Raw genomic sequence first — 20,162 nt, forward strand, 5'->3', positions numbered from 1 at the left:
CCGCCGGCACCTCGGTGTGGGCCGCGTACTCGATCAGCCCGGCCGACCAGGGCGCGCCACCGACCTTGCGGCGCATCTCGATGTACTCGACCGGGTTACTGACCCGGCCGGCGTTGATGTTGGCCAGCTCCCAGAGGGACTCGTTGAGGAGGTTCCGGGTGCTCTCCGCGAACCGGACCCGCCAGTCCTCGCCCATCGACGGCACGGTGCGACGCCAGAGGTCGGCCAGGCCGGCCTCGACCGGGTTGGTCGGCTCGGGCAGCGAGGCACCCGGGTCGGCCGGCATGAAGAGCGGCAGCCGGTCCAGGTACGCCTTGCCGCCCTTCCGGTCGTTGGTGCGCTTGTAGATCTCCAGGAAGTGGTCGTCGAAGAAGAACACCCAGACGTACCAGTCCGTGACCAGTGACAACGCCTCGGCGGAGGCGTCGGGGTGGGTGTAGGCGCAGAGCAGTCCGTAGTCGTGGGCGTCCAGGTCGGCCTGGGTCCAGATGCCCGATCCCTCCAGCATGCCCATCTCCCGGGCCCACTCGCGGGAGTGGACCCGGGCCTGTTCGAGATGGGGGCTGAGACGCGCCGGGTGCGGCACGTAGAAGGACGGCAGTTCGAACGGCTGTGTCACCGGGCGAGCCTTTCTGGACGCGTCGACGGGGCCGACCGGCACGACGAAACGGAGCTCCGTTGCACGGCGCCGCCACCCGGTCGGCTCAGCATTACCCGTCACCGACGATCTCGACCGACGAACAGGAACAGTCATATGAGATAACCCGACCGGTTCGAACACCCGCCCAAAAACCACCCCCGCACTGGATCACCTGTACGACTGATCGGCCCCACCCCAGTCATGTGCCACCGGCCCCGGCCCCGACGCCCCCGGTCCCGCTTCCCAGACGGCGGTCACCAAGTCCTCGTCGTCCTCGCCGTCGCCGTCGTCGCCGTCGGCCTCGACAGGACGGATCCGCCCCGGGGCGAAGCCCGCCGCCGAGTCCGGTGCCGGATCCGGCGCTGCCGGGCCGGGCCCGCCGAGACTCTCCAGGATCAACGCCGCCGCCTCCGGCCGGCCCACCGCCTCGGCCAACCGGGCCACCCGGTGCGTGAAGACGAGGCGTTCGGCCTCGTCCGCCAAGGCGACGTCGTTCATCAACTCGCTCAACGGCCCGATCACCGACGGCCCCCGCCCCGGCCCGCCCGGGCCCGCACGCCCGGACGGCGACACACCTCCGCCGCTCTCCTCAGGCCCCTCACCGCGACCGTCACCGGCCCCGGGGGCGACATCGTCCAGGAACGGGATCGCCTGCGACCCCGGCCGAGGCACCAGATGCTCGTACAGCGCCTCGACGGCCTGGTCGTTGGCCGCCGCCGCCAGTTGAGCCAGCGGCCCGATCATGTCGACCGCTCCGCGGACCTCCTCGTCGTGCCGGGCCAGCCACCACACCACCGCGCTGCCCGGTGAACTGAGCACGTCCTCCCCGAGGTACGCCCGCTTGCTCCGCTCGTACCGCCGCTCGTGCTCCCAGACCTCCTCGGCCTTCCGGACCTCCGCGAGCTTCCCCAGCCGGTCCCGGTCCGCTTCGGACAGACCCAACCCGACCCGTCCGGCCATCGCCACCACCAACCCCGAGGTGTCGGGGCTCTGCGTGCCGAGCACGCCGTCCAGCCGGTGGCGGACGAGGTCCAGCCGACCGGGGTGCTCCCGTTCGGTCACGGCCCGCGCGCGGGCCAGGACCGTCTCGATCGCCAGGCTTCCCGGCGCGGCGTGCACCAGACCACCCCCGTTCGGCACCGGACGCCACCAGACCGTGGCCGAGAAGACGAAGTCGTAGTCCGGCACGGCGCTCGGCAGCGCCACACCCACCACCGAGGTCTCCTGGTAGGGCAGTTCGGCGGGAGCCGCCGTGGCCGGCGGCGGCACCGCCGCCGACACGTCCGAGGGAACGTACGGCGGGACGTACGGCGGAACACCCACTGACGGCCGGACCCGCGTCGCCGTCGTCAGCAGCACCGGCAGCGCGATCCCGACGGCCAGCGCCACCCAGAGCCAGACGGGCCACCCGGCCCACGACCCGAGGGCGACGGGTACCACCGCAGCCGCGACGACGAGCGCCGCTGTCCGACCCTTTTCCATGGAGTTCACCGGGTCCTCTCCCCACTCTGCCGCGCCCGCACGGAACCCACCGGCTCGATGCCCTGCGCGATATCGATCTTCTGCCACAGCCGCGACGCCATCTCCGCCCGCTGAATCCGGACATCCGCCGGCTGCACGGCGGCGGTCCAGGCGTAGGCCCCCAGGTAGAGCCGGCCGAGCAGTTCGGCCCGGCCCTCTGCAACGCCCACCAAGGTGTCCAGCAGACGTTCGTCCTCCCCCGGTGGTGCCACTACGGCCGCCGCCAGCCACTGCTCCACTCCGGCACGCGACCGCGAGGACAGGTCAGACCCCACCACCCCGCGCAGACAGCGGGCCTCCACGTCGGGTTCGGTGCCGAACTCCACCGGCGTGATCAACCTCAGGAACAGTTCTGCGTCCGGCCCGCCGTCCCGGCCCGCCTCCAGCTGATCGGCCACCCGCGCCAGCAGCTTCCGGTAGAGCCGCCGGTCACGCCGGACCAGTGCGAACAGCGTGTCCCGGGCCTCGGTGACGCCGCTGCCGACGGTTCCCCTCGCAAGATGGTGCAGCCGGACCAGCGCCTGGTCCGGGTGAGTCCGGGCGAGGACCTCGGCGCAGACCCGGGCGAGCACCCGGACCGCGCTCGGCTGCAGCCCGCCCTTGGTCGACTGGTCGTAGAGCCACCCGCGGAACCCGGCGCCGTACCGTTCGTCCTCCAGCCCGAGCCGGATGACGACGTACGCCTCCTCGCCGTGCCGGGGATCGTCGGCCCACGTTCCGGCCAGCCGCTGGAGCAACGCCCACTCCCCCGTGCGCAGGCTCTGTTCCGTGAAGCGGCCGACCAGCCTGGTCCGATCGTCGACGTTCGGCATGGCCACCGGCTTCTCGACCGTCCCGGCCACCCACGTGCCGAACTGCTCTCGCAGGCCCGGAAAGTACGTCCAGAAGTGAGCTCGCACCGCGCCGTCGTAGGCCAGCGCCGTGAACCGGATCCGGCCGTCGACGACCTTCAACGGCAACTTGCCGAGCCGCTCGGCGAGATCCGCGCGCTCCAGCGGGGGCCTGCCGTCCGGAGTGTGCTCGACCATCGCGAGCAGCCGGTCGGTGTGGTGGAACACCGCATCCGCGGGCGCGCCCTCCAGCATCGCCGCCGACAGCAGGAGTGCCCGCTGTGCACCCGAGTCGAGCGCCGCCACCTGGACGGCCACGTCGTCGCTGCGGTCGCTCAGGGCAGAGAGCGTGTCCTGGAGCCACCCACGAATGCCCCGGCCGTGGCGGTCGGCCGACCGGGCCTGCCCCACCAGGACGGTCAGTCGCCGCATGTCCCGCATGGCAAGGCCACCGAGCCGCCCGGGCGGCGTCTCCGCCCGGAGGTCATCGAGGTCGAACGGTACGGCCGCACTGACCAGGTGCCGGCGGAGCACCGCCTGCTCCCTCGGCCTGCCGATCTCCAGCAGCAGCGGGTGGAGTGCGGAGTCCACCAGGGCCTCGTCGGTCGAGGGCAGCACGGCGACCATCCTGGCTCCGGCCTCCGCGATCTTGCCCCGCCACCGGAGCAGGAATCCGGCCGCACGCGCGTACTCCGCCTCGGCCAGCCCGGACAGGTTCAGCAACAGCCGCTCGCCCGGTTCCGGGTCGGGAAGCCGCTCCCGGTCGCCCGGGAGCGACGACTCCCGGAACAACCTGTCGTCGCCGCCGACCCGGTGCAGGGCCATGAGCCCGGCCGTTCGGCGTCCGTCCCCCGGCGAACCGGCCAACAGCACGGTCGCACCGGCCGACCCGAGCCTCTCGACCACCGCCCCGTAGCCGGGCGGCGGCACGAAGCACTCGGCGAGGTTCAGCCGCTGATCCAGCGCCACCTGCCAAGGCTCGGCCGTCGTCCTGCGCTCCCGATAGACGTCGGCACCGATGAAGATGTTCCCGGAGCCGCTGTGAACCGGTCCGTTCGCCGTCTCGAACCGGACGTCTCCTCCATCCTCGCTCACCGCCCACGGTCCTCGCGGTCGCCGTCACGACCGCCGAACCGCTGCTGTGCCGTGCCCCGCTCGATGTAGTTGCCGCCGTCGCCGTTGAACGTGACACGGCTGCCGTGCCGGATCTCGTTGTTCTGATCACCGCTGCCCGTGTGCAAGGGGCCGTTGGCAGTGTTGATGAACGTCCCGGAGTTGCTGACGTTGCTCACTCCGCCGTCCTGCAGATGGTGGTACTCCCGGGCCCGGACGACACCGCCGTCCGACCCGCCGGGCCCGTTGCCGATACCGACGCCGGCACCGGCGCCCGCCTCCCCGTCGGTCCGCGAGATCTGGCGCTCCGCCTCGGCCAGTTGGGGCAGTGCCTCGGCCAGATCGTCGCCGATCCGGGCGAGGTCGGCCTCAGCGTTGCGGGTGTCCAGTCGGAGGTACTGGCAATCGGCCAACTCGGCCAGTTCGGGCGGGAGATCCCGCCGATTGAGCCGGGTGGCCCGACCGATCAGCACGGGCACGACCAGGGCTCCGCTCTCGAATGCCTCGACGATCTCCCGACGGGTCCAGTCCTCCGGGTCGTCCAGCGCGCGGAGGCCGTCGGCACTCCGGGCGTCGGCCCAGCGGTCACCGATGACGGCGACCAGCACGCTGCTGCGCCGGACGGCGGTAAGCAGTTCCTGCGGGAAGCGCCGGCCCGCCTTGATCGACTTGCTGGCGCGAAACACCCGCTCGCTGCCGAACCGCCGGGACAGTTCGCGCTCGATCAGGGCGGCGCCGGTGTCCTCATCGATGGTGCGGTAGTTCACGAAGATGTCGGGCATGACGGATCACCTCTCCGGTGAGTGAGGGTTCGGTTCCGGCCGATGAGGCACGGAGGAAGGCGGACAGCGGCTCTGTCCGATGCGCGGCAGCCCTACGGCTGTCGCGGGTGGAGCGCCCCGGCGAGCGCGGGTTGCAGGTCGAGCACAGCCCGGTTGGCACGGAACCGGGTCAGCTCACGAGCCAGACGAGCCACGTCAGTGGTGATCGTCGCCGACCTCAGCACCGTGACACTCGGGAGCAGTTCGGCCGCCAGCGCGCAGGCGTGCTCGACTTCCCCCGCAGCCGCGTGCGCGAGGGACCGCCGCAGGCCGTACCGGGCGCGACTGCGGACGGCGTACGGGGGAATCCGCGGGCATTCGCGGTCGAGTACCTCGGCGGCCTGTGCGGGATGGCCGAGGTCGTGGAGACACCACCCGGTGACCATCGCTGCCGGATCGGCCAGATTGCCGGTGCCGAGCACGGGCTCACCCGTGCCGTCGTCGGCCGCCGCCCGTGCCAGCAACTCGCGTGCGCGGTCGAGGCTCCGGAAGCTGGCAGTGCGGTCGCCGGCCAAGGCGTGCCCCTGGGCCTCACGTTGGGCGGCGAGGCCGCGGATACGCGGCGGCAGGCGGCCGTCCTGGGCGGCGGCGACGAGTTCGACGGTCTGGGACGCGTCGCCCGCGTAGAACGTGACGAGGGCCCTTCGAACGAGCGCGTACGAGGCGAGATGGCGGTCACCGCCGGCCTCGGCCAGCTCTACCGCACGGGCCGTCCACCAGAGCGCCGACTGGTCGTCACCGGACTCCTGAGCCATCCAGCCCGCGTACTCGGCGTACCGGGCAGCCAGCGTCAGCAGTTCCGTCCGCTCCGCCGTGGCGGCCTGGACCGCGAGTTCACGCAGTGTGTGAGTCTGGACCGTGAGCATGGGCAGCAGCAGCACGGGATCGACGCTCTGGCCGAGCAGTCGCATCTGGTCGAACTGCGCCCGGAAGATCCCGACCGGCGCCAGGTCCGTCGGCGCTCCGTCCGACATCACTCCGGCCGCGACCGCGCTGTCGCCAGGTCTCGGCGCGCCGATTCCGGCCACGCCGAGCCCCAGCACCGACGTCGCCCCGGCCGCGAGCAGTTGGCGCCGCCCGAGGCCTCCGGGCCAGCGGACGCCGTCCCGGTCGACTCGGAGCAGCGGGGACTCGTCACCGCTCGGGCCGCCGTCCACCCCCGTCTCGCGCCCGTTGGCCGTGCCGGACGGCGCCAGTACCTCCAACTCGCCACCGGCGCCGAGGCAGGCGTCGCAGCGGCGAGCCAAGTCGGGTGGCGGAACCTTGCGGCCGCATTCGATCTTGCTGAGGTGGCCCTTGCTGTAGTTGAGCAACTCGGCGAGCCGAGTGAGCGTCAGTCCGGCGGCGAGCCGCCGCCTCCGCAGCTCTGGCCCGAACTCGCTGGATGTGTTCATGCCAACCCCCATTCAGAAACCGTCCGACCGGCGACTCCACCTTGGTCCGGAAGCGGCCCCATCCCCTGCCTCCGCATGAATATTGGCACGCGAAGGCAGGGGCGAGCAGGGGTTGGCGGTGTTTCCCGTTTCCTCTTTCCGTAGCGCCCGCCATTGCCGATTCGACGATTATCCGGTCTGCTGACAAAGGGAATTGACGACAAGTCACTTCGTGTGACCAAGCCACGCGGGGCGCCCCCCATCCGCCCCCGCCCCGGCCGAGGGTCCGGCGGGCGGGGGGCTCGGGGTCAGTAGCCGATCGTGAAGCGGCGCTGGACGAAGCGGGGCAGTTCGGCCTCGTCGACGAGGGCGACCGCGGCGTCCTCCGCGGAGATGTGACTGCGCCCGTCGGCGTCCAGGACGGGCTGGTCGCCACCGATCCGGAACCGGCCGGTGCGCTCGCCGGGGGCGATGGACTCCGCCGGACTGAAGTACGTCCAGAGCCGGTTGGAGGTGCGCAGGACGTTCAGCGCGTCCCGGTGGCCGCGCACGGCGGCGGCGTACTCCCGGGGCAGGCCGACCCCGTCGAGGGTGTCGTACAGGAGTTCGTCCGAGTCGGCCCGGACGAGGCCCGGCTCGGCCTCCAGACTGCCGGCGCCGCCGATCACGATGAGCCGGGTGCGGGGGTGGGACTCCAGCGCCTTCAGCAGCGCCCGGGCGGCGGTGGCGTAGACGGTGGGATCGGCGATCGACCGGCGCAGGGTGTCGGCCATGTCCTGGGCGGCGTTGCCGGGCTGGTAACCGCTGATCAGCACGTCCAGCCCGGGCAGGACGGCCGCGATGCTGCCGGCGTCGAGGACGTCGACGCTCCTCCAGTCGACGTTCTCCCGCCCCTCGCGGATCCGGGCGGCGTCCCTGCTGAACGCGGCCACCCGGTGCCCGCGCGCGAGGGCTTCGGTGACGACGCGGCTGCCGATGGTCCCGGCCGCTCCGATGACTCCGATGTGCATGGCTCTCCCCTGTTCCGGCACGTCCGACATGATCGCCATACGGCGTTGCGAAACTATACGGCGTGAAGTTTTGATACGGCAATCAGAAACGAGGCGCTGTACAGTGACCGGCGTGGAGAGCGCGACGACGAGAAGCACCCGGGGACGCCGCGAACGACTGCGGGCCGAGACGACGGCGGAGATCAAGGACGTCGCGCTGGCCCTGATGGCCTCGGGCGGACCGGACGCCATCACCCTGCGGGCCATCGCCCGGGAGATGGGCATGACCGCCAACGCCATCTACGGCTACTTCGCCACCCGCGACGACCTCGTCACCGCACTGATCGACGACGTCTACACCGCGCTGGCCGATGCCGTCGACGCCGCGTGGGCCGCCACGCCCGCCGATCCACCGGCCACCCGGATCCGCGCCTGGGCGCGCGCCTTCCGGGACTGGGCGCTGGGCAATCCGGAGGGCTTCCGGCTCATCTACGGCGACCCCGTGCCCGGCTACCGCGCCCCCGAGGGCGGCGCCGCACCGGACGCGGCGCACCGCGTCTGCACCGGGCTCGCGGGCCTGGCCGACGCCGCCTGGCCGCACGCCGGCCCGCGCCACGCGGACCACGGGCCGGAGTCGCCCGGCTTCGACTGGTCCGACTTCGACCCCGGCCTCCTGGCCAAGGTCCGCCCGGCGTACCCCGACCTGCCGCCGGCCGGCGTGGCGCTCGCCCTTCGCATCTGGGGCTCCCTGCACGGCACGGTCTCCCTGGAGGTCTACGGGCACCTGAGCCGACAGACCGTCAGCCCCGGAAAGCTCTTCGACCAGGAACTCGGCGCGCTCGTACGATCCTTGGGCCTGAACGGCTGAACGCTGAACGGCTGAACGCTGAACGGCCGAACGGCCGAACGGCCGAACGAGCGAACCGCTGAACGGGCGCTTGGCTGACCGGCCTACGAGCCGACCGACCGGCGCCGCCGACCGGCACCGGATGGGAGAGTGACGGGTGACCGATCACCCGGGCGGCGCCGGCGCTCCGCCCACCGGAGCCCGAACCGCACCCTGGGGGTACCCGTCGTGCAGTACACCGAGATCGAGCAGAAGTTCCGACTCCCCTACTCTCCCGGGGAGTTGAAGGCGATCCTCCTCGCCCGCGGCGCCGCCCCGGGCCGTCCGAGCCGCCAGGTCGACACGTACTACAACGCCCCGCACCGGGACTTCCTCGACAACCGGGTGGTCTCCGAATGGCTCCGCGTCCGCGTCGAGGACGGCTCGTCCTCCCTCAACTTCAAGCGCTTCCACCCGCTCCCGGAGCCGGTCAAGACCCACTGCGACGAGTACGAGACGACCGTCGCCGACGCCGAGGCGGTGCGCCGCCTCCTCGACGCCCTCGACTTCGCCGAACTGACCGTGGTCGACAAGGTCCGCGAGGAGTGGCGGGCCGACGAGGTCGCCGTCGCCTTCGACACCGTGGCCGGGCTCGGCGACTTCGTGGAGTTCGAGTTCAAGGGTGACGCCGACACGGTCGAGGACGCCACCGCCCGGCTGGAGGCGTTCATCGCCTCCCTCGGCATCCCACTGGGCCCCCGGGTCCACCTCGGCTACCCCCACCTGGCCCTCGGCCTGGCGTGAACGACGCCGCGCGGCGGCCCCCCACCGGGGCGCCGCTGCCCCGCTCGTCGACACCGAAACAATTCCGCTGACGAACCATCCGCTTGCGCCAAGCAATCCATCCCTTCTGGCGTGTTGACGCCGTCGCCTCCTCCCCCGTCCAGCAGACTGGGCGGCGACCCGAGTCCATGCTCCGAGGAGGTCATCCCCATGAACGTCACCGTGCGGCTGGCGCAACAGCCCGAGGCCGACGAACTGCTCGGGCGGAGCCCGCTCGCCGCGCTCGTCGGAATGCTGCTGGACCAGCAGGTGCCCATGGAGTGGGCGTTCGCCGGGCCGCTCACCATCGCACAGCGGCTCGGACACAAGGACCTCGACGCGCACGAGATCGCCGCGTACAACCCGGAGGCGTTCGTCGCGCTGCTCTCCGACAAGCCGGCCGTGCACCGCTACCCGGCGGCGATGGCCAAACGGGTGCAGCAGCTCTGCCAGTTCCTGGTGGCCCAGTACGACGGGGACGCCGCCGCCCTCTGGCGGAGCGCCACGACCGGAAAGGAACTGCTCAGCCGGCTCAACGCCCTTCCCGGGTTCGGGAAGCAGAAGTCGCAGATCTTCCTGGCCCTCCTCGGCAAGCAGTACGGCGTGCAGCCGGACGGCTGGCGCGAGGCGGCGGGTACGTACGGCGAGGAGGGGGCCTTCCACTCGGTCGCCGACATCACCGGCCCGGAGTCCCTGGAGCAGGTCCGCGCCCACAAACAGGAGGTGAAGCGGGTCGCCAAGGAGGCCAAGGTGGCGGCCGACGCGAAGGCCAAGGTCCGGGCCTGAACACCCGCACGTCCCAGTAGTTCTGAATGTCAATCACCGCCGGTGGCCCGGCACTCCGATGCGAGTGCCGGGCCACCGGCGGTGACGGAATTCCTCCGCCGCACCGCTCAGATCAGCAGCAGTGAGGCAGCCGCCGGCGCCAGGTAGACGAGCGGGAAGGCGACGTGGGCGTAGGAGCGGGCGCGGACCACCGTGATGACGGCGCCGCCGAAGTAGAGCACCAGGCCGGTTGCCGCCAGCACCCCGACGACCGGTACGAACAGGCCGACCAGCAGCCCCAGCGCCCCGGCGGCCTTGGCCGCGCCGAGCCAGTTCCACCACGAGCGCGGCACGCCGTACTCGGTCAGCGGTTCCACCACGAAGGCGGCGCGGGCGAAGATCGATCCGCCCGAGAAGCCCGCCATGACGGCGGCGAGGACGGTGACGACGATGAAGGCGGTGGACATCGGAGGGCTCCTCGTGCGGTGGGTGTTCGTTGCGTTCTCGCTTCCCTGACCCGCAGCACCGCGCGTGTGTGACAGCCGCGCCCAAGAACTTTTCCGGGCCCCACCGTCGCGCCCCGCCGTCGCGCCCCACCCGCCGATCCGGCCGCCGATCCGGCCGACCAGCCCCGGCGACCCGCCCCGGACGGAACGCACCACCGACGGGCGCACCGGCGGACATGCCGGCGGACCCCGGCCGCACCGCGCGACCGGGGTCCGCCCTCCTGCCGGGGGGGGACGCTCAGACCAGCACCGGCTCCCGGGCCACCGGAGCCGCACCCCCACCCGCACCGGTGTCCGCACCGGCATCCCCACCCGACGCCTTTCGCGCCGGCATCGCGAACATCAGCAGGAACGCCACCACCAGCACGCCCAGCACCCACCACATCGCGTGCACGAACGCCGCCCCGAACGCGTCCCCGACCGAGGGGGCCGCAGCCGGCATCGCCCCGAAGAACGCCACCGAGACCAGTCCGAGCCCCAGGGCCAGCCCGACCTGATTCACCGTGTTGATCAGCCCGGACGCCGACCCGGCGTGCTCGCGGGGCACCTCCGCCAGGACCGCGTCCGTGATCGGCGCGACGATCAGGCCCATCCCCGCGCCCATCACCACCAGCGGCAGGGCCATCTGCCAGGGCGTGACCTCCGTGCCGTACCGCTCGGCCTCAGCGATGTAGAGCAGCACGCCGGCCGCCATCACCAGCGCCCCCGCCTGGAGCACCTTCCGCCCGAACCGCGGCACCAGCTGCTGCACCGAGATCCCGGCCGCGGTCGACACGGCGAGCGAGAACGGGATGCCCGTCGCGCCGGCCTTCAGCGGGCTCCAGCCGAGCCCGAGCTGCATGTAGAGCGTCCAGACCAGGAAGAAGATCCCGGAGACCACCCCGAAGGTCAGCTGCACGCCGATCCCGGCGGCGAAGCTCTTGACCCGGAACAGCGACAGCTCCACCAGCGGGGAGCCGTCCCGCCGCGCCTTCACCCGCTCGTAGGCGACGAACAGGGCGAACACCGGCAGGCTGCCGGCCATCGTCAGGTACCCCCAGAGCGGCCAGCCGGCCTCCCGGCCGTGGGTCAGCGGGTAGATCAGCATCAGCAGTCCGGCGCTGGCCAGCGCCACACCGACCAGGTCGAGCTTCAGGGCCCGTTCGGCCTTCGACTCGCCGATGAAGGCCCGGCCGAGCAGCAGTCCGGCCACGCCGACCGGCAGGTTGATCAGGAAGATCGGACGCCAGCCCAGCCCGAACAGGTCCCACTCCGTCAGCACCGCACCGATCATCGGACCGGTGACCGCGCCCAGCCCGATCACCGCGCCGTACAGGCCGAACACCTTGCCGCGTTCCTCCGCCGGGAAGGTCGCATGGACGATCGACAGCACCTGCGGCACCATCAGCGCCGCCGTCCCGCCTTGCAGGATCCTCATCGCGACCAGCATCTCGGCCCCGCCGGCCAGGCCGCACAGCGCCGAGGCGAGCGTGAACCCGCCCATCCCGATCAGGAACAGCCGCTTCCGACCGTAGATGTCACCAAGCCGACCGCCGGTGATCAGGCCGATCGCGAAGGCCAGCGCGTACCCGCCGGTCACCCACTGCACGGCGGAGAACGACGCTCCCGTCGACTCCTGGATGCTCGGGATCGCGATGTTCACGATCGTGACGTCCACCAGGTCCATGAACGAGGCCGTCATCACGATCGCCAACGCGATCCACCTCCGCCGGTCCGCCGCCCGGTCCGAAACCGTACCCACTGCCTGCTCCTCGTCGCCGTTCCTCCACACGTCGACGACATTAGGAGGCATCTAGGCCAGGTCCTGTCCTGGACTTCCGGCACCCTGGATGCCATGACCGACACTCCGGCACGACTCCTGAGCCTGCTCTCCCTCCTCCAGACCCCCCGTGAGTGGCCCGGCAGCGAACTGGCCGGGCGCCTCGACGTCAGCCCCCGCACCATCCGCCGCGACATCGACCGGCTCCGGGAGCTCGGCTACCCGGTCGAGGCCACCATGGGCCCGATCGGCGGCTACCGGCTGGTCGCCGGCACCGCGATGCCGCCGCTACTGCTGGACGACGAGGAGGCGGTGGCCATCGCCGTCGGTCTGCGGGCGGCGGCCGGACACGCCGTGGTCGGCATCGAGGAGGCCTCGGTCCGCGCCCTGGGCAAGCTGCTCCAGGTGTTGCCCTCGCGCCTGCGCCACCGGGTCGCCGCCCTCGACAAGGCCACCCTCCCGTTGCTCAGCGGCGACGGGCCGACCGTCGACCCCGAGGACCTCACCGTGCTCGCCAACGCCGTCGCCAACCGCGAACGCCTCCGCTTCGGCTACCGGGCGGGCGACGGCGCCGAGACCCGGCGCCAGGTGGAGCCGGACCGGCTGGTCTCGGCCGGCCGCCGCTGGTACCTGGTCGGCTTCGACCTCGACCGCGACGACTGGCGGATCTTCCGGGTCGACCGGCTCGCCGACCCCTTCGCCACCGGCGCCCGGTTCACCCCGCGTCCGCTCCCCGCCGAGGACGCGGCCGCCTACGTGGCGGAGAAGCTGCGCCGCCTCGCCCCGGTCTACACCCTGGACGCCACCCTGCACGTGCCCGCCGCCGAGGTCCAACGCTGGCTGAGCCACAACGGCGACTCCGAGGTCGAGGCCGTCGACGACCGGACCTGCCGGCTGCGTTCCCGCGCCGACTCCCTGGAGTGGCTGGCGATGCGCCTGCTGATGCTGGGCTGCGAGTTCGAGGTGCACGAGCCCCCCGAGATGCACGCCCACCTCCGCGCCCTCGCCGGCCGGGCCGCCCGCGCGGCCGACGCCGGCCACTGACCCCGAACCCACCCGGGCCCCGGGCACCGACGCACCCGGAGCCGCCGGAACGCGGAACGCCGCCGCCCGCAGACGAGCGGACGGCGGCGACAGCACAGCAACAGCAACAGCAACAGCAACAGCAGGGAGAACAGGACGGAACGGAAGACCGCTCAGATCCCGTACTCGGCGGTGAGCACCGCGCGGGCCAGGGTGTGGAAGGTGATGTTGAAGCCGATCTGGGCCGGCGGGAGGTCGGCGGCGACGTCCAGGGCGTCCACGTCCAGCGCGTGCACCGCGAAGGCGTAGCGGTGGGCCGCGCCGGGCGGCGGGGCGGCACCGTCGTACTTGTTGCCGGGGAAGTCGTTGCGGCCGTGGAAGGAGTTCCCGCCCGGCAGGTCGGCGTCCGAGGAGCCGGCGCCGCGCGGCAGGCCGGTCGTGTCGGCGGGCAGGCCGAGGGCCAGCCAGTGCCACCAACCGGAGCCGGTCGGCGCGTCCGGGTCGTAGCAGGTGACGGCGATCGACCGGGTGCCCTCGGGCAGGCCGGACCACGCCAGCTGCGGCGAGAGGTTGCCCCCGGCGTGGATGAACTCCTCGGCCAGCGTGCCGCCTTCGGTGATGTCCTCGCTGGTCAGCTCGAAGGACGGGACCTGCGGAAGGAACTCGTACGGAAGCGGGGGACGAACACTCATGGGGCGGGTCACCTCTCGACGAGCCGGGAACGGCCCCGACCGGGGCGCGGGTTGATCGACGCGATTCACCTTAGTGGGGTGTCCGCGGCGGTGGCCCGGCCCTACAGTCGGAGTCATGGCCCCGCGATTCGCCCGTCTGCTCCGCGACTCCCGCCTCGCACTGTTCACGATGCTCGGCGTACTGGCCGTCATCTGGGCCGTCCAGGTGGCGAACTGGCTCGACGACTACCGGCTCTCCTACGAGTACGGCATGAGCTCCGGACGGCTGGACGAGCTGCCGGACGTGTTCACCATGCCGCTGCTGCACTTCGGCTGGGACCACATCCAGGCGAACTCCTGGCCGCTGTTCGCCTTCGGCTTCCTCTCCGCGTACCGGGGGGTCAAGCGGTTCCTGCTCGCGACGCTGCTGATCGTGGTCGCCGGCGGGCTCACCGTCTGGCTCTTCGAGCGCCCGGACGCCGTGACGGCCGGGGCCAGCGGCCTGGTCTACGGGTACTTCGGCTACGTGGTGCTGCGCGGGATCTTCGACCGCAACCTGGTGGACACCGCCATCGGCGTGGTCGTCGGCGCGCTGTACTCGTACCTCCTGCTGGGTGTCCTGCCGAGCGCCCAGGGAGTCAGCTGGCTCGGCCACCTCGGCGGTCTGATCGGCGGGCTCGCCGGCGCCTGGCTGCTGCGAGACCGGGCCCCGAAGACGGCTGCCGCCCCCGCGCCCGCACCCGCCGGACCCGGCTCCGCCCTGCTCAGGGAACTCGACGACCTGGGCATCTAGCCGTACCGGCCGGTCACGTCAGGTATAGACCATTCCCCTCACTGCGGTTAGCGTGAGCAGGCACCTTGCCCCCTGCTCCGGAGCCGCACCGTGGAGTCGTCCGTCCTCGCCTTCGCCACCGACCTGATCGACGAGGGGGCCGACACCTTCTTCGGCAACCTCACCGACCGGGCCGGGGTCGGCGGCGTCACCCTCGCGTCGGTCTACCACGAGGCCCGCGACGTCTTCCCGCACAACCCGCGCCGGGTGATCCGCTACCTGGAGCCGGGCGCCGCCTACTTCCGCCCCGACCCGGCCCTCTGGTCCGGACGGCGGCTGCGGCCCGTCGCGTCCACCGCGATCGGCGACCGCGACCCGTTCGCCGAGGCCGCCGCCGAGGCCGGCCGCCGGGGCATGAAGCTCCACGCCTGGACGGTCTTCTGCCACAACGACCGGCTCGGCTTCGAGCACCCGGACTGCGCCCCGGCCAACGCCTTCGGCGACCGGCACCTCACCGAGCTCTGTCCGGCCAATCCGGAGGTCCGCGAGTACGCCGTCTCCCTGGTCGCCGAGCTGGCCCGGTACGGCGTGGACGCGATCCGGGCCGAGTCGCTGCACTTCCACGGCCTGCGCCACGGTTACCACCACGAGCGTTACTTCGAGGAGCTGGGCCCGGCCGCCGAGGCGCTGCTCGGCCTCTGCTTCTGCGACCACTGCCGCGCCGCCGCCGTCCGCGCGGGCGTACCGGCGGACGAGGTGGCCGGGGCGGTCCGGACCGAGCTGCGCCGCCGGCTGGCCGACGACGCGGCCGCCGCCGAGCCCGCGGCGCTGGACGAGCTGGCCGGTGGCGCCGTCGCCGCCTACGTGGACGCCTCCGCCGCGACCGTGACCTCGCTGGCCGCCGAGGTCGCCGGGGCGGCGGAGCAGCACGGCATGCGGCTGAGCTTCATGGACGGCGGCGGTCCGGGCACCGGCTGGCTCTCCGGCATCGACCTGCCGGGCCTGGCCGGGGCCGCGCACCAGATCGAGACGCTCGGCTACGCGCGCACCCCGGAGGCGGTCCGCGAGAAGATCGCCGCCTTCGCCCTGCACGGGGTGCGCCCGCAGGACATGGCGGTGATCCTGCGGCCGATGGCCTCGGACTGCGACGGCCCGGCGAACCTCGCGGCCAAGATCGCCGTCCTCCGCGAGCTGGGGGTGCCGGAGGTCGAGTTCTACAACTACGGCCTGATGCGGCTCTCCTCGCTCGACCGGATCGGCGCCGCGCTCGCCTGATCTTCCCCTCCCCCTCCCCTTCCCCCCTCCGGCTCCCGGAGAGGCCGCTGCCGCGGTCGGCTCACCTCCGCCGCCGGGACGTCCCGAACAGGCTCCGGGAGATCTCCCGCCCGAGCTGCGTCCCGGCGGACCGGGCGAAGGACTTGAGCGCCGGGTTGCTCAGCAACGATCCGAGCAGCCCGCCGCTCTCCTTCTCTCCCGGCGCACGGTCCCGCGTCGTACCGCCCCGCACCGCACCGCCGTCCGACGGCCCGGTGCGTGACTCCTCCCGGTCGGGTTCCCCCGTCGGCGCCGGTTCCGCCTCCGGCCGGGCCGCCCGCGCCGCCAGCTTCTCGTACGCCGACTCCCGGTCGACGGCGTCCCGGTACTTCGCCACGATCGCCGACCCGTCCACCACCGCCTGCAGTGCCGCCGGCTCGATCGGGCCCATCAGCGACTGGGGTGCCCGCAGCCTGGTCGCCGCGACCGGCGTCGGCGCGCCCTTCTCGGAGAGCACCGTGACCACCGCCTCCCCCGTACCGAGCGAGGTCAGCACCTCCCCCAGGTCGTACGCGGGCGACTTCGGGAAGGTCGAGACGGTCGCCCGGAGCGCCTTCGCGTCGTCCGGCGTGAAGGCGCGCAGCGCGTGCTGCACCCGGTTGCCCAGCTGCGCCAGCACGTCGGCCGGGACGTCCTTCGGCGTCTGGGTGACGAAGAAGATCCCGACCCCCTTCGACCGGATCAGCCGGACGGTCTGGGTGATCGCCTCCAGGAAGGCCTTGGACGCGCCCCTGAACAACAGGTGCGCCTCGTCGAAGAAGAAGACCAGCTTGGGCCGGTCGAGGTCGCCCACCTCGGGCAGCTCCTGGTAGAGGTCGGCCAGCAGCCACATCAGGAAGGTGGAGAACAGCCGCGGCCGGTCCTGCACCGCCGGCAGTTCCAGCACCGACACCATGCCCCGGCCTCCTCCGCCCTCCGGGCCGGAGCCGCCCCCCTCCACGGTCCGCAGCAGTTCGGCGGTGTCGAACTCCGGTTCGCCGAAGAACGCGCCGGCGCCCTCGTTCTCCAGCGTGGTCAGCGAACGCAGGATCACCCCGGCGGTGGCGGCGGAGAGGCCGCCGATGCCCTTCAGCTCCTCCTTGCCCTCGGGCGAGGCGAGGAAGGTGATCACCGCGGTGAGGTCCTTGAGGTCGTACAGCTCCAGGCCGTTCCGGTCGGCGTAGTGGAAGACCAGCCCGAGCGAGGACTCCTGGGTCTCGTTCAGGTCCAGCACCTTGGAGAGCAGCAGCGGGCCGAAGCTGGTCACCGTCGCCCGGATCGGGATGCCGGCGCCCAGGCCGCCGAGTGCGTAGAACTCGGCGGGACAGCCCCGGGCCCGCCAGTCCTGCCCGACCTCGGCGGCCCGGGCGGCGGTCCGCTCGCCGGGCGTGCCGGGGGCGGCCACGCCGGAGACGTCGCCCTTGACGTCGGCCAGGAAGACCGGCACTCCCTGGGCGGAGAGCTGTTCGGCGATCAGCTGGAGGGTCTTGGTCTTGCCGGTGCCGGTGGCGCCCGCCACCAGCCCGTGCCGGTTGAGCACCCCGAGCGGCACCCGCACCTGGGCGGCCGGGTAGGCGGTGCCGTCCAGCAGCACCGCACCCAGGTCGAGGGCGGGGCCGGTGAAGGCGTAGCCGTCGGCGATCTCCCGGACGGCGGCCGGGACGACGTCTCCGGGGGACACGCCGGAGGAGGAGAGAGAGGGGGACGGCGGCTCGGCAGCGGACATCGGGCACACTCCTGGGCAGAACTACAGATAGACCTTCGCGACATTTCCCATGAAACAGCCCCAATCCGCCGCCCGCAGCTCGCACCCGAGCGCGTGGCGGCGCCGCGGCTGCTGCGCCATCCGCCGCCCAAACGGTAGGCTTTCCGTGTGATCTTCAAGCGCATCGGCAATGGGCGGCCGTACCCGGATCACGGCCGTACCAGCACCCGCCAGTGGGCGGACGTCGCCCCACGCCCGGTGCGACTCGACCAGTTGGTGACCACCAAGGGCCAGCTGGATCTGGAAACCCTCCTGGCGGAGGACTCCACCTTCTACGGGGACCTCTTCGCGCACGTCGTGAAGTGGCACGGGGACCTGTACCTGGAGGACGGGCTGCACCGCGCGGTCCGCGCCGCGCTGCAGCAGCGCCAGGTGCTGCACGCCCGTGTCCTCGAAATGGAATGACGGACCGGCCACCGGCGGAGAAGTCGACGGAGTCGACCGGAACGCCGGCGGAGATGTCGGGGCAGCCGGCCCCTCACGCGACGTCGGACCGCCCTCCGGTCACCACCCGGAGGGCGGTCCGTTCGCACCCGGATACCCCCTTTCGGGTGCCGGGATACTCCAGATGATGATCGTTTAGTACCTTCGCAGCCGTACGGCACTAATCTGCTGACTACGGCCGCGGCCCCGTTCCGACACCGCGCCCCGGCCGGCCCGTCACCCGATCCCCGCCCCGGCACGAGGGGGAGACAAACCGTGAGCATGTTGACTCCCCAAGGCCTGAAGGGGAAGCAGTACCGCATCACCGGCAACGCCTATCCGCGGCTTGGCCGACCACCGAAGAAGAGCCGCAAGGTGTTCGCCCTGATCGGCGCGCTGCTCGCGCTGGCGCTGATCGGTCTCGGCGGCGTCCAGCTCTGGGACATCTTCAGCGGCAAGGGCAAGCACGCCTCGGCCCAGGCCTGCGCCTCCCCCTCCGGCAAACCACTGGCCGCTCCCACCCCGGACGGCGCCGCGACCGCCCCGGGAGCGCCCGGCGCCCCCGTCGACCCGCAGGCGATCCCGCAGCCGGCGTCGGTCACCGTGAACGTCTACAACGCCACCGCCAAGGCGGGGCTGGCCGCGCGGACCGCCGAGGAGCTCAAGAAGCGCGGCTTCACCATCGGCAAGGTCGGCAACGCGCCCGCCGAACTGGACAAGAAGGTGCCCGGTACCGCCCAGGTGGTCGCCGGCCCGGCCGGCGCCGGGGCGTCCACCCTGGTCGGCTCGGTGATCGCCGGTGCCACCAGCACGGCCGACGCCCGCACCGACGGCACCGTGGACTTCGTGATCGGCGACAGCTACAACGCGCTGCTCGACGAGACCCAGGCCGCCGCCGCGCTGGCCCTGGCCACCAAGCCCACGCCGGCTCCGAGCACCACCGGCAGCTGCTGAACCACCGACAGCCGGCGGGCCGCCCGCCCGGTCGACCGACGAGAGCCCCCCGGCGCGGTGCCGGGGGGCTCTCGTCGCACGTACGGGGCTGCTCAGCCGGCCGTGCCGTACAGCCGGTCGCCGGCGTCGCCGAGGCCCGGAACGATGTAGCCGTTCTCGTTCAGCCGCTCGTCGACGGCGGCGGTGACGACGGTGACCGGCAGGCCGGCCAGCTCCTTCTCCATCACCGCGACGCCCTCGGGCGCGGCCAGCAGCACCACGGCGGTGACGTCGGTGGCGCCGCGCTCGATCAGCATCCGGATCGCCGCGACCAGCGTGCCGCCGGTGGCCAGCATCGGGTCGAGCACGTAGACCTGGCGGCCGGAGAGGTCGTCCGGCATCCGGGTCGCGTAGGTGGAGGCCTCCAGGGTCTCCTCGTTGCGCACCATGCCGAGGAAGCCGACCTCGGCCGTCGGCAGCAGCCGGGTCATCCCGTCCAGCATGCCGAGGCCGGCCCGGAGGATCGGCACCACCAGCGGGCGGGGGTAGGACAGCCGGGTGCCGGTGGTGACCGCCACCGGGGTGGTGATCTCCACCTCGTCGGTGCGGACGTCCCGGGTGGCCTCGTACGCGAGGAGGGTCACCAGCTCGTCGGTCAGGCGACGGAAGGTCGGCGAGTCGGTGCGCTCGTCGCGCAGGGTGGAGAGCTTGTGGGCGACCAGGGGGTGGTCGACGACGTGGGTCCGCATGCATCGAGGTTAGCCCGCGCCCGGACGCCCGTACGACACGCCGTGCCAGACCCGGGCGCGCCGCCCTCCGTCCGCCCCCTGCCGGACAGTGACACGCCGTGACGCACCGCGAACGTCCGGACGGATGCGCTTCCTGTGGTATCAACCGGGCCGATCTGGGAAGGTCACGTCTTATGACGAGCAACCCGAACACCGGGGACGGCTCGGCGGACGAGGCCGCGACCTCGTCGGACGGCCGTTTCGGCCCGCCCCCGGACCGCCCGGAGACCGAGGCGGAACGCCGCAAACGGCGTGCCGTCTTCCTTCGCGAGCTCACCGAGGCGCGCGAACTGCGCGAGCGGGTCCAGCCACGCCGGACCAAGGAACGCCGCATGCGCGAAGCGATGCGGATGCGAACCTTCCGGATCTGACAAGCCCTCCACGGCTTCTCCACATGCCTCTTCCCACCCCGTCCCCCGTTCGCCGTCCGGCAGCCAACCCTTCCGACACGACCTGCAAAGACGCGCTGCCGAACACCCCCCGCAGAGCCGGGCTTTCTGTCACGATTCCGATGGGACGGTCCGAACGG

Annotated in this window: 19 protein-coding genes and 1 pseudogene; 9 read left to right on the top strand and 11 right to left on the bottom strand. The window is 72.3% G+C overall.

The features are described from left to right. The 6 genes and pseudogenes from cyc2 to ABZY91_RS25105 form a co-directional block, all read right to left on the bottom strand. Positions 1-619 (bottom strand): annotated as a pseudogene (gene cyc2, locus ABZY91_RS25080) (germacradienol/geosmin synthase Cyc2); the annotation flags it as partial. Between the two features lie 189 nt (positions 620-808). Further along, positions 809-2,131: a hypothetical protein gene (locus ABZY91_RS25085; protein ID WP_355405331.1), complete on the bottom strand. Its 1,323-nt coding sequence runs from the start codon at positions 2,129-2,131 to the stop codon at positions 809-811. Continuing rightward, complete coding sequence (locus ABZY91_RS25090; protein WP_355405332.1) at positions 2,128-4,086, bottom strand: hypothetical protein; 1,959 nt, start codon at positions 4,084-4,086, stop codon at positions 2,128-2,130. Before ABZY91_RS25090 ends, ABZY91_RS25085 begins: the two co-directional genes overlap by 4 nt. Beyond that, the gene (locus tag ABZY91_RS25095) at positions 4,083-4,886 is read right to left on the bottom strand and encodes a toll/interleukin-1 receptor domain-containing protein (protein WP_329948769.1); all 804 of its coding nucleotides are present in this window, start codon (positions 4,884-4,886) and stop codon (positions 4,083-4,085) included. The genes ABZY91_RS25090 and ABZY91_RS25095 overlap by 4 nt, the downstream gene beginning before the upstream one ends. Positions 4,887-4,978: 92 nt before the next feature. Then, positions 4,979-6,319: a helix-turn-helix transcriptional regulator gene (locus ABZY91_RS25100; RefSeq protein ID WP_355405333.1), complete on the bottom strand. Its 1,341-nt coding sequence runs from the start codon at positions 6,317-6,319 to the stop codon at positions 4,979-4,981. Positions 6,320-6,606: 287 nt separating this feature from the next. Then, positions 6,607-7,347, bottom strand: a complete 741-nt coding sequence (locus ABZY91_RS25105; protein ID WP_355405334.1) for an NAD(P)H-binding protein — start codon at positions 7,345-7,347, stop codon at positions 6,607-6,609. A 73-nt stretch (positions 7,348-7,420) separates the two neighbouring features. Between ABZY91_RS25105 and ABZY91_RS25110 the strand changes: the two genes are divergently transcribed. The 3 genes from ABZY91_RS25110 to ABZY91_RS25120 all read left to right on the top strand — a co-directional run bounded on the left by ABZY91_RS25110 (position 7,421) and on the right by ABZY91_RS25120 (position 9,721). Beyond that, on the top strand, positions 7,421-8,155 hold the full coding sequence (locus tag ABZY91_RS25110; RefSeq protein ID WP_355405335.1) for a TetR/AcrR family transcriptional regulator: 735 nt from the start codon (positions 7,421-7,423) through the stop codon (positions 8,153-8,155). Between the two features lie 207 nt (positions 8,156-8,362). Further along, complete coding sequence (gene cyaB, locus ABZY91_RS25115; protein WP_355405336.1) at positions 8,363-8,917, top strand: class IV adenylate cyclase; 555 nt, start codon at positions 8,363-8,365, stop codon at positions 8,915-8,917. Between the two features lie 189 nt (positions 8,918-9,106). Then, positions 9,107-9,721, top strand: coding sequence for an HhH-GPD-type base excision DNA repair protein (locus ABZY91_RS25120; protein ID WP_329948774.1), 615 nt, complete (start codon positions 9,107-9,109; stop codon positions 9,719-9,721). Positions 9,722-9,828: 107 nt separating this feature from the next. On the opposite strand, the gene ABZY91_RS25125 is transcribed toward ABZY91_RS25120, so the two are convergent. Further along, on the bottom strand, positions 9,829-10,167 hold the full coding sequence (locus tag ABZY91_RS25125) for a DoxX family protein (protein ID WP_355405337.1): 339 nt from the start codon (positions 10,165-10,167) through the stop codon (positions 9,829-9,831). Positions 10,168-10,444: 277 nt separating this feature from the next. Continuing rightward, positions 10,445-11,887, bottom strand: coding sequence for an MFS transporter (locus ABZY91_RS25130; protein WP_355405358.1), 1,443 nt, complete (start codon positions 11,885-11,887; stop codon positions 10,445-10,447). A 153-nt stretch (positions 11,888-12,040) separates the two neighbouring features. Here ABZY91_RS25130 and ABZY91_RS25135 point away from each other — a divergent pair, with 153 nt between their 5' ends. After that, on the top strand, positions 12,041-13,009 hold the full coding sequence (locus ABZY91_RS25135) for a YafY family protein (RefSeq protein ID WP_355405338.1): 969 nt from the start codon (positions 12,041-12,043) through the stop codon (positions 13,007-13,009). 152 nt (positions 13,010-13,161) lie between these two features. On the opposite strand, the gene ABZY91_RS25140 is transcribed toward ABZY91_RS25135, so the two are convergent. Next, positions 13,162-13,680: a YbhB/YbcL family Raf kinase inhibitor-like protein gene (locus tag ABZY91_RS25140; RefSeq protein WP_355405339.1), complete on the bottom strand. Its 519-nt coding sequence runs from the start codon at positions 13,678-13,680 to the stop codon at positions 13,162-13,164. Between the two features lie 115 nt (positions 13,681-13,795). On the opposite strand from ABZY91_RS25140, the gene ABZY91_RS25145 reads away from it, so the two are divergent. Continuing rightward, positions 13,796-14,452: a rhomboid family intramembrane serine protease gene (locus tag ABZY91_RS25145; protein ID WP_355405340.1), complete on the top strand. Its 657-nt coding sequence runs from the start codon at positions 13,796-13,798 to the stop codon at positions 14,450-14,452. Between the two features lie 90 nt (positions 14,453-14,542). After that, positions 14,543-15,706, top strand: a complete 1,164-nt coding sequence (locus tag ABZY91_RS25150; protein WP_355405341.1) for a hypothetical protein — start codon at positions 14,543-14,545, stop codon at positions 15,704-15,706. Positions 15,707-15,767: 61 nt separating this feature from the next. On the opposite strand, the gene ABZY91_RS25155 is transcribed toward ABZY91_RS25150, so the two are convergent. Then, a complete protein-coding gene (locus ABZY91_RS25155) occupies positions 15,768-17,450 on the bottom strand; it encodes a helicase HerA-like domain-containing protein (RefSeq protein WP_355405342.1) in 1,683 nt (560 codons plus the stop codon). Between the two features lie 147 nt (positions 17,451-17,597). Between ABZY91_RS25155 and ABZY91_RS25160 the strand changes: the two genes are divergently transcribed. Both ABZY91_RS25160 and ABZY91_RS25165 read left to right on the top strand, forming a co-directional pair. After that, a complete protein-coding gene (locus ABZY91_RS25160; RefSeq protein WP_030061387.1) occupies positions 17,598-17,894 on the top strand; it encodes a type II toxin-antitoxin system VapB family antitoxin in 297 nt (98 codons plus the stop codon). 300 nt (positions 17,895-18,194) lie between these two features. Then, complete coding sequence (locus ABZY91_RS25165) at positions 18,195-18,866, top strand: LytR C-terminal domain-containing protein (RefSeq protein WP_329885014.1); 672 nt, start codon at positions 18,195-18,197, stop codon at positions 18,864-18,866. Positions 18,867-18,958: 92 nt separating this feature from the next. Here the strand turns inward: ABZY91_RS25165 and upp are convergent, their stop codons facing one another. Further along, the gene (gene upp, locus ABZY91_RS25170; RefSeq protein WP_329884945.1) at positions 18,959-19,594 is read right to left on the bottom strand and encodes a uracil phosphoribosyltransferase; all 636 of its coding nucleotides are present in this window, start codon (positions 19,592-19,594) and stop codon (positions 18,959-18,961) included. A gap of 173 nt (positions 19,595-19,767) precedes the next feature. On the opposite strand from upp, the gene ABZY91_RS25175 reads away from it, so the two are divergent. Continuing rightward, positions 19,768-20,004, top strand: coding sequence for a hypothetical protein (locus ABZY91_RS25175; RefSeq protein ID WP_329884944.1), 237 nt, complete (start codon positions 19,768-19,770; stop codon positions 20,002-20,004). Positions 20,005-20,162 lie beyond the last annotated feature (158 nt).

This window comes from Kitasatospora sp. NPDC002965, assembly GCF_040611255.1.
GTDB lineage: Bacteria > Actinomycetota > Actinomycetes > Streptomycetales > Streptomycetaceae > Kitasatospora.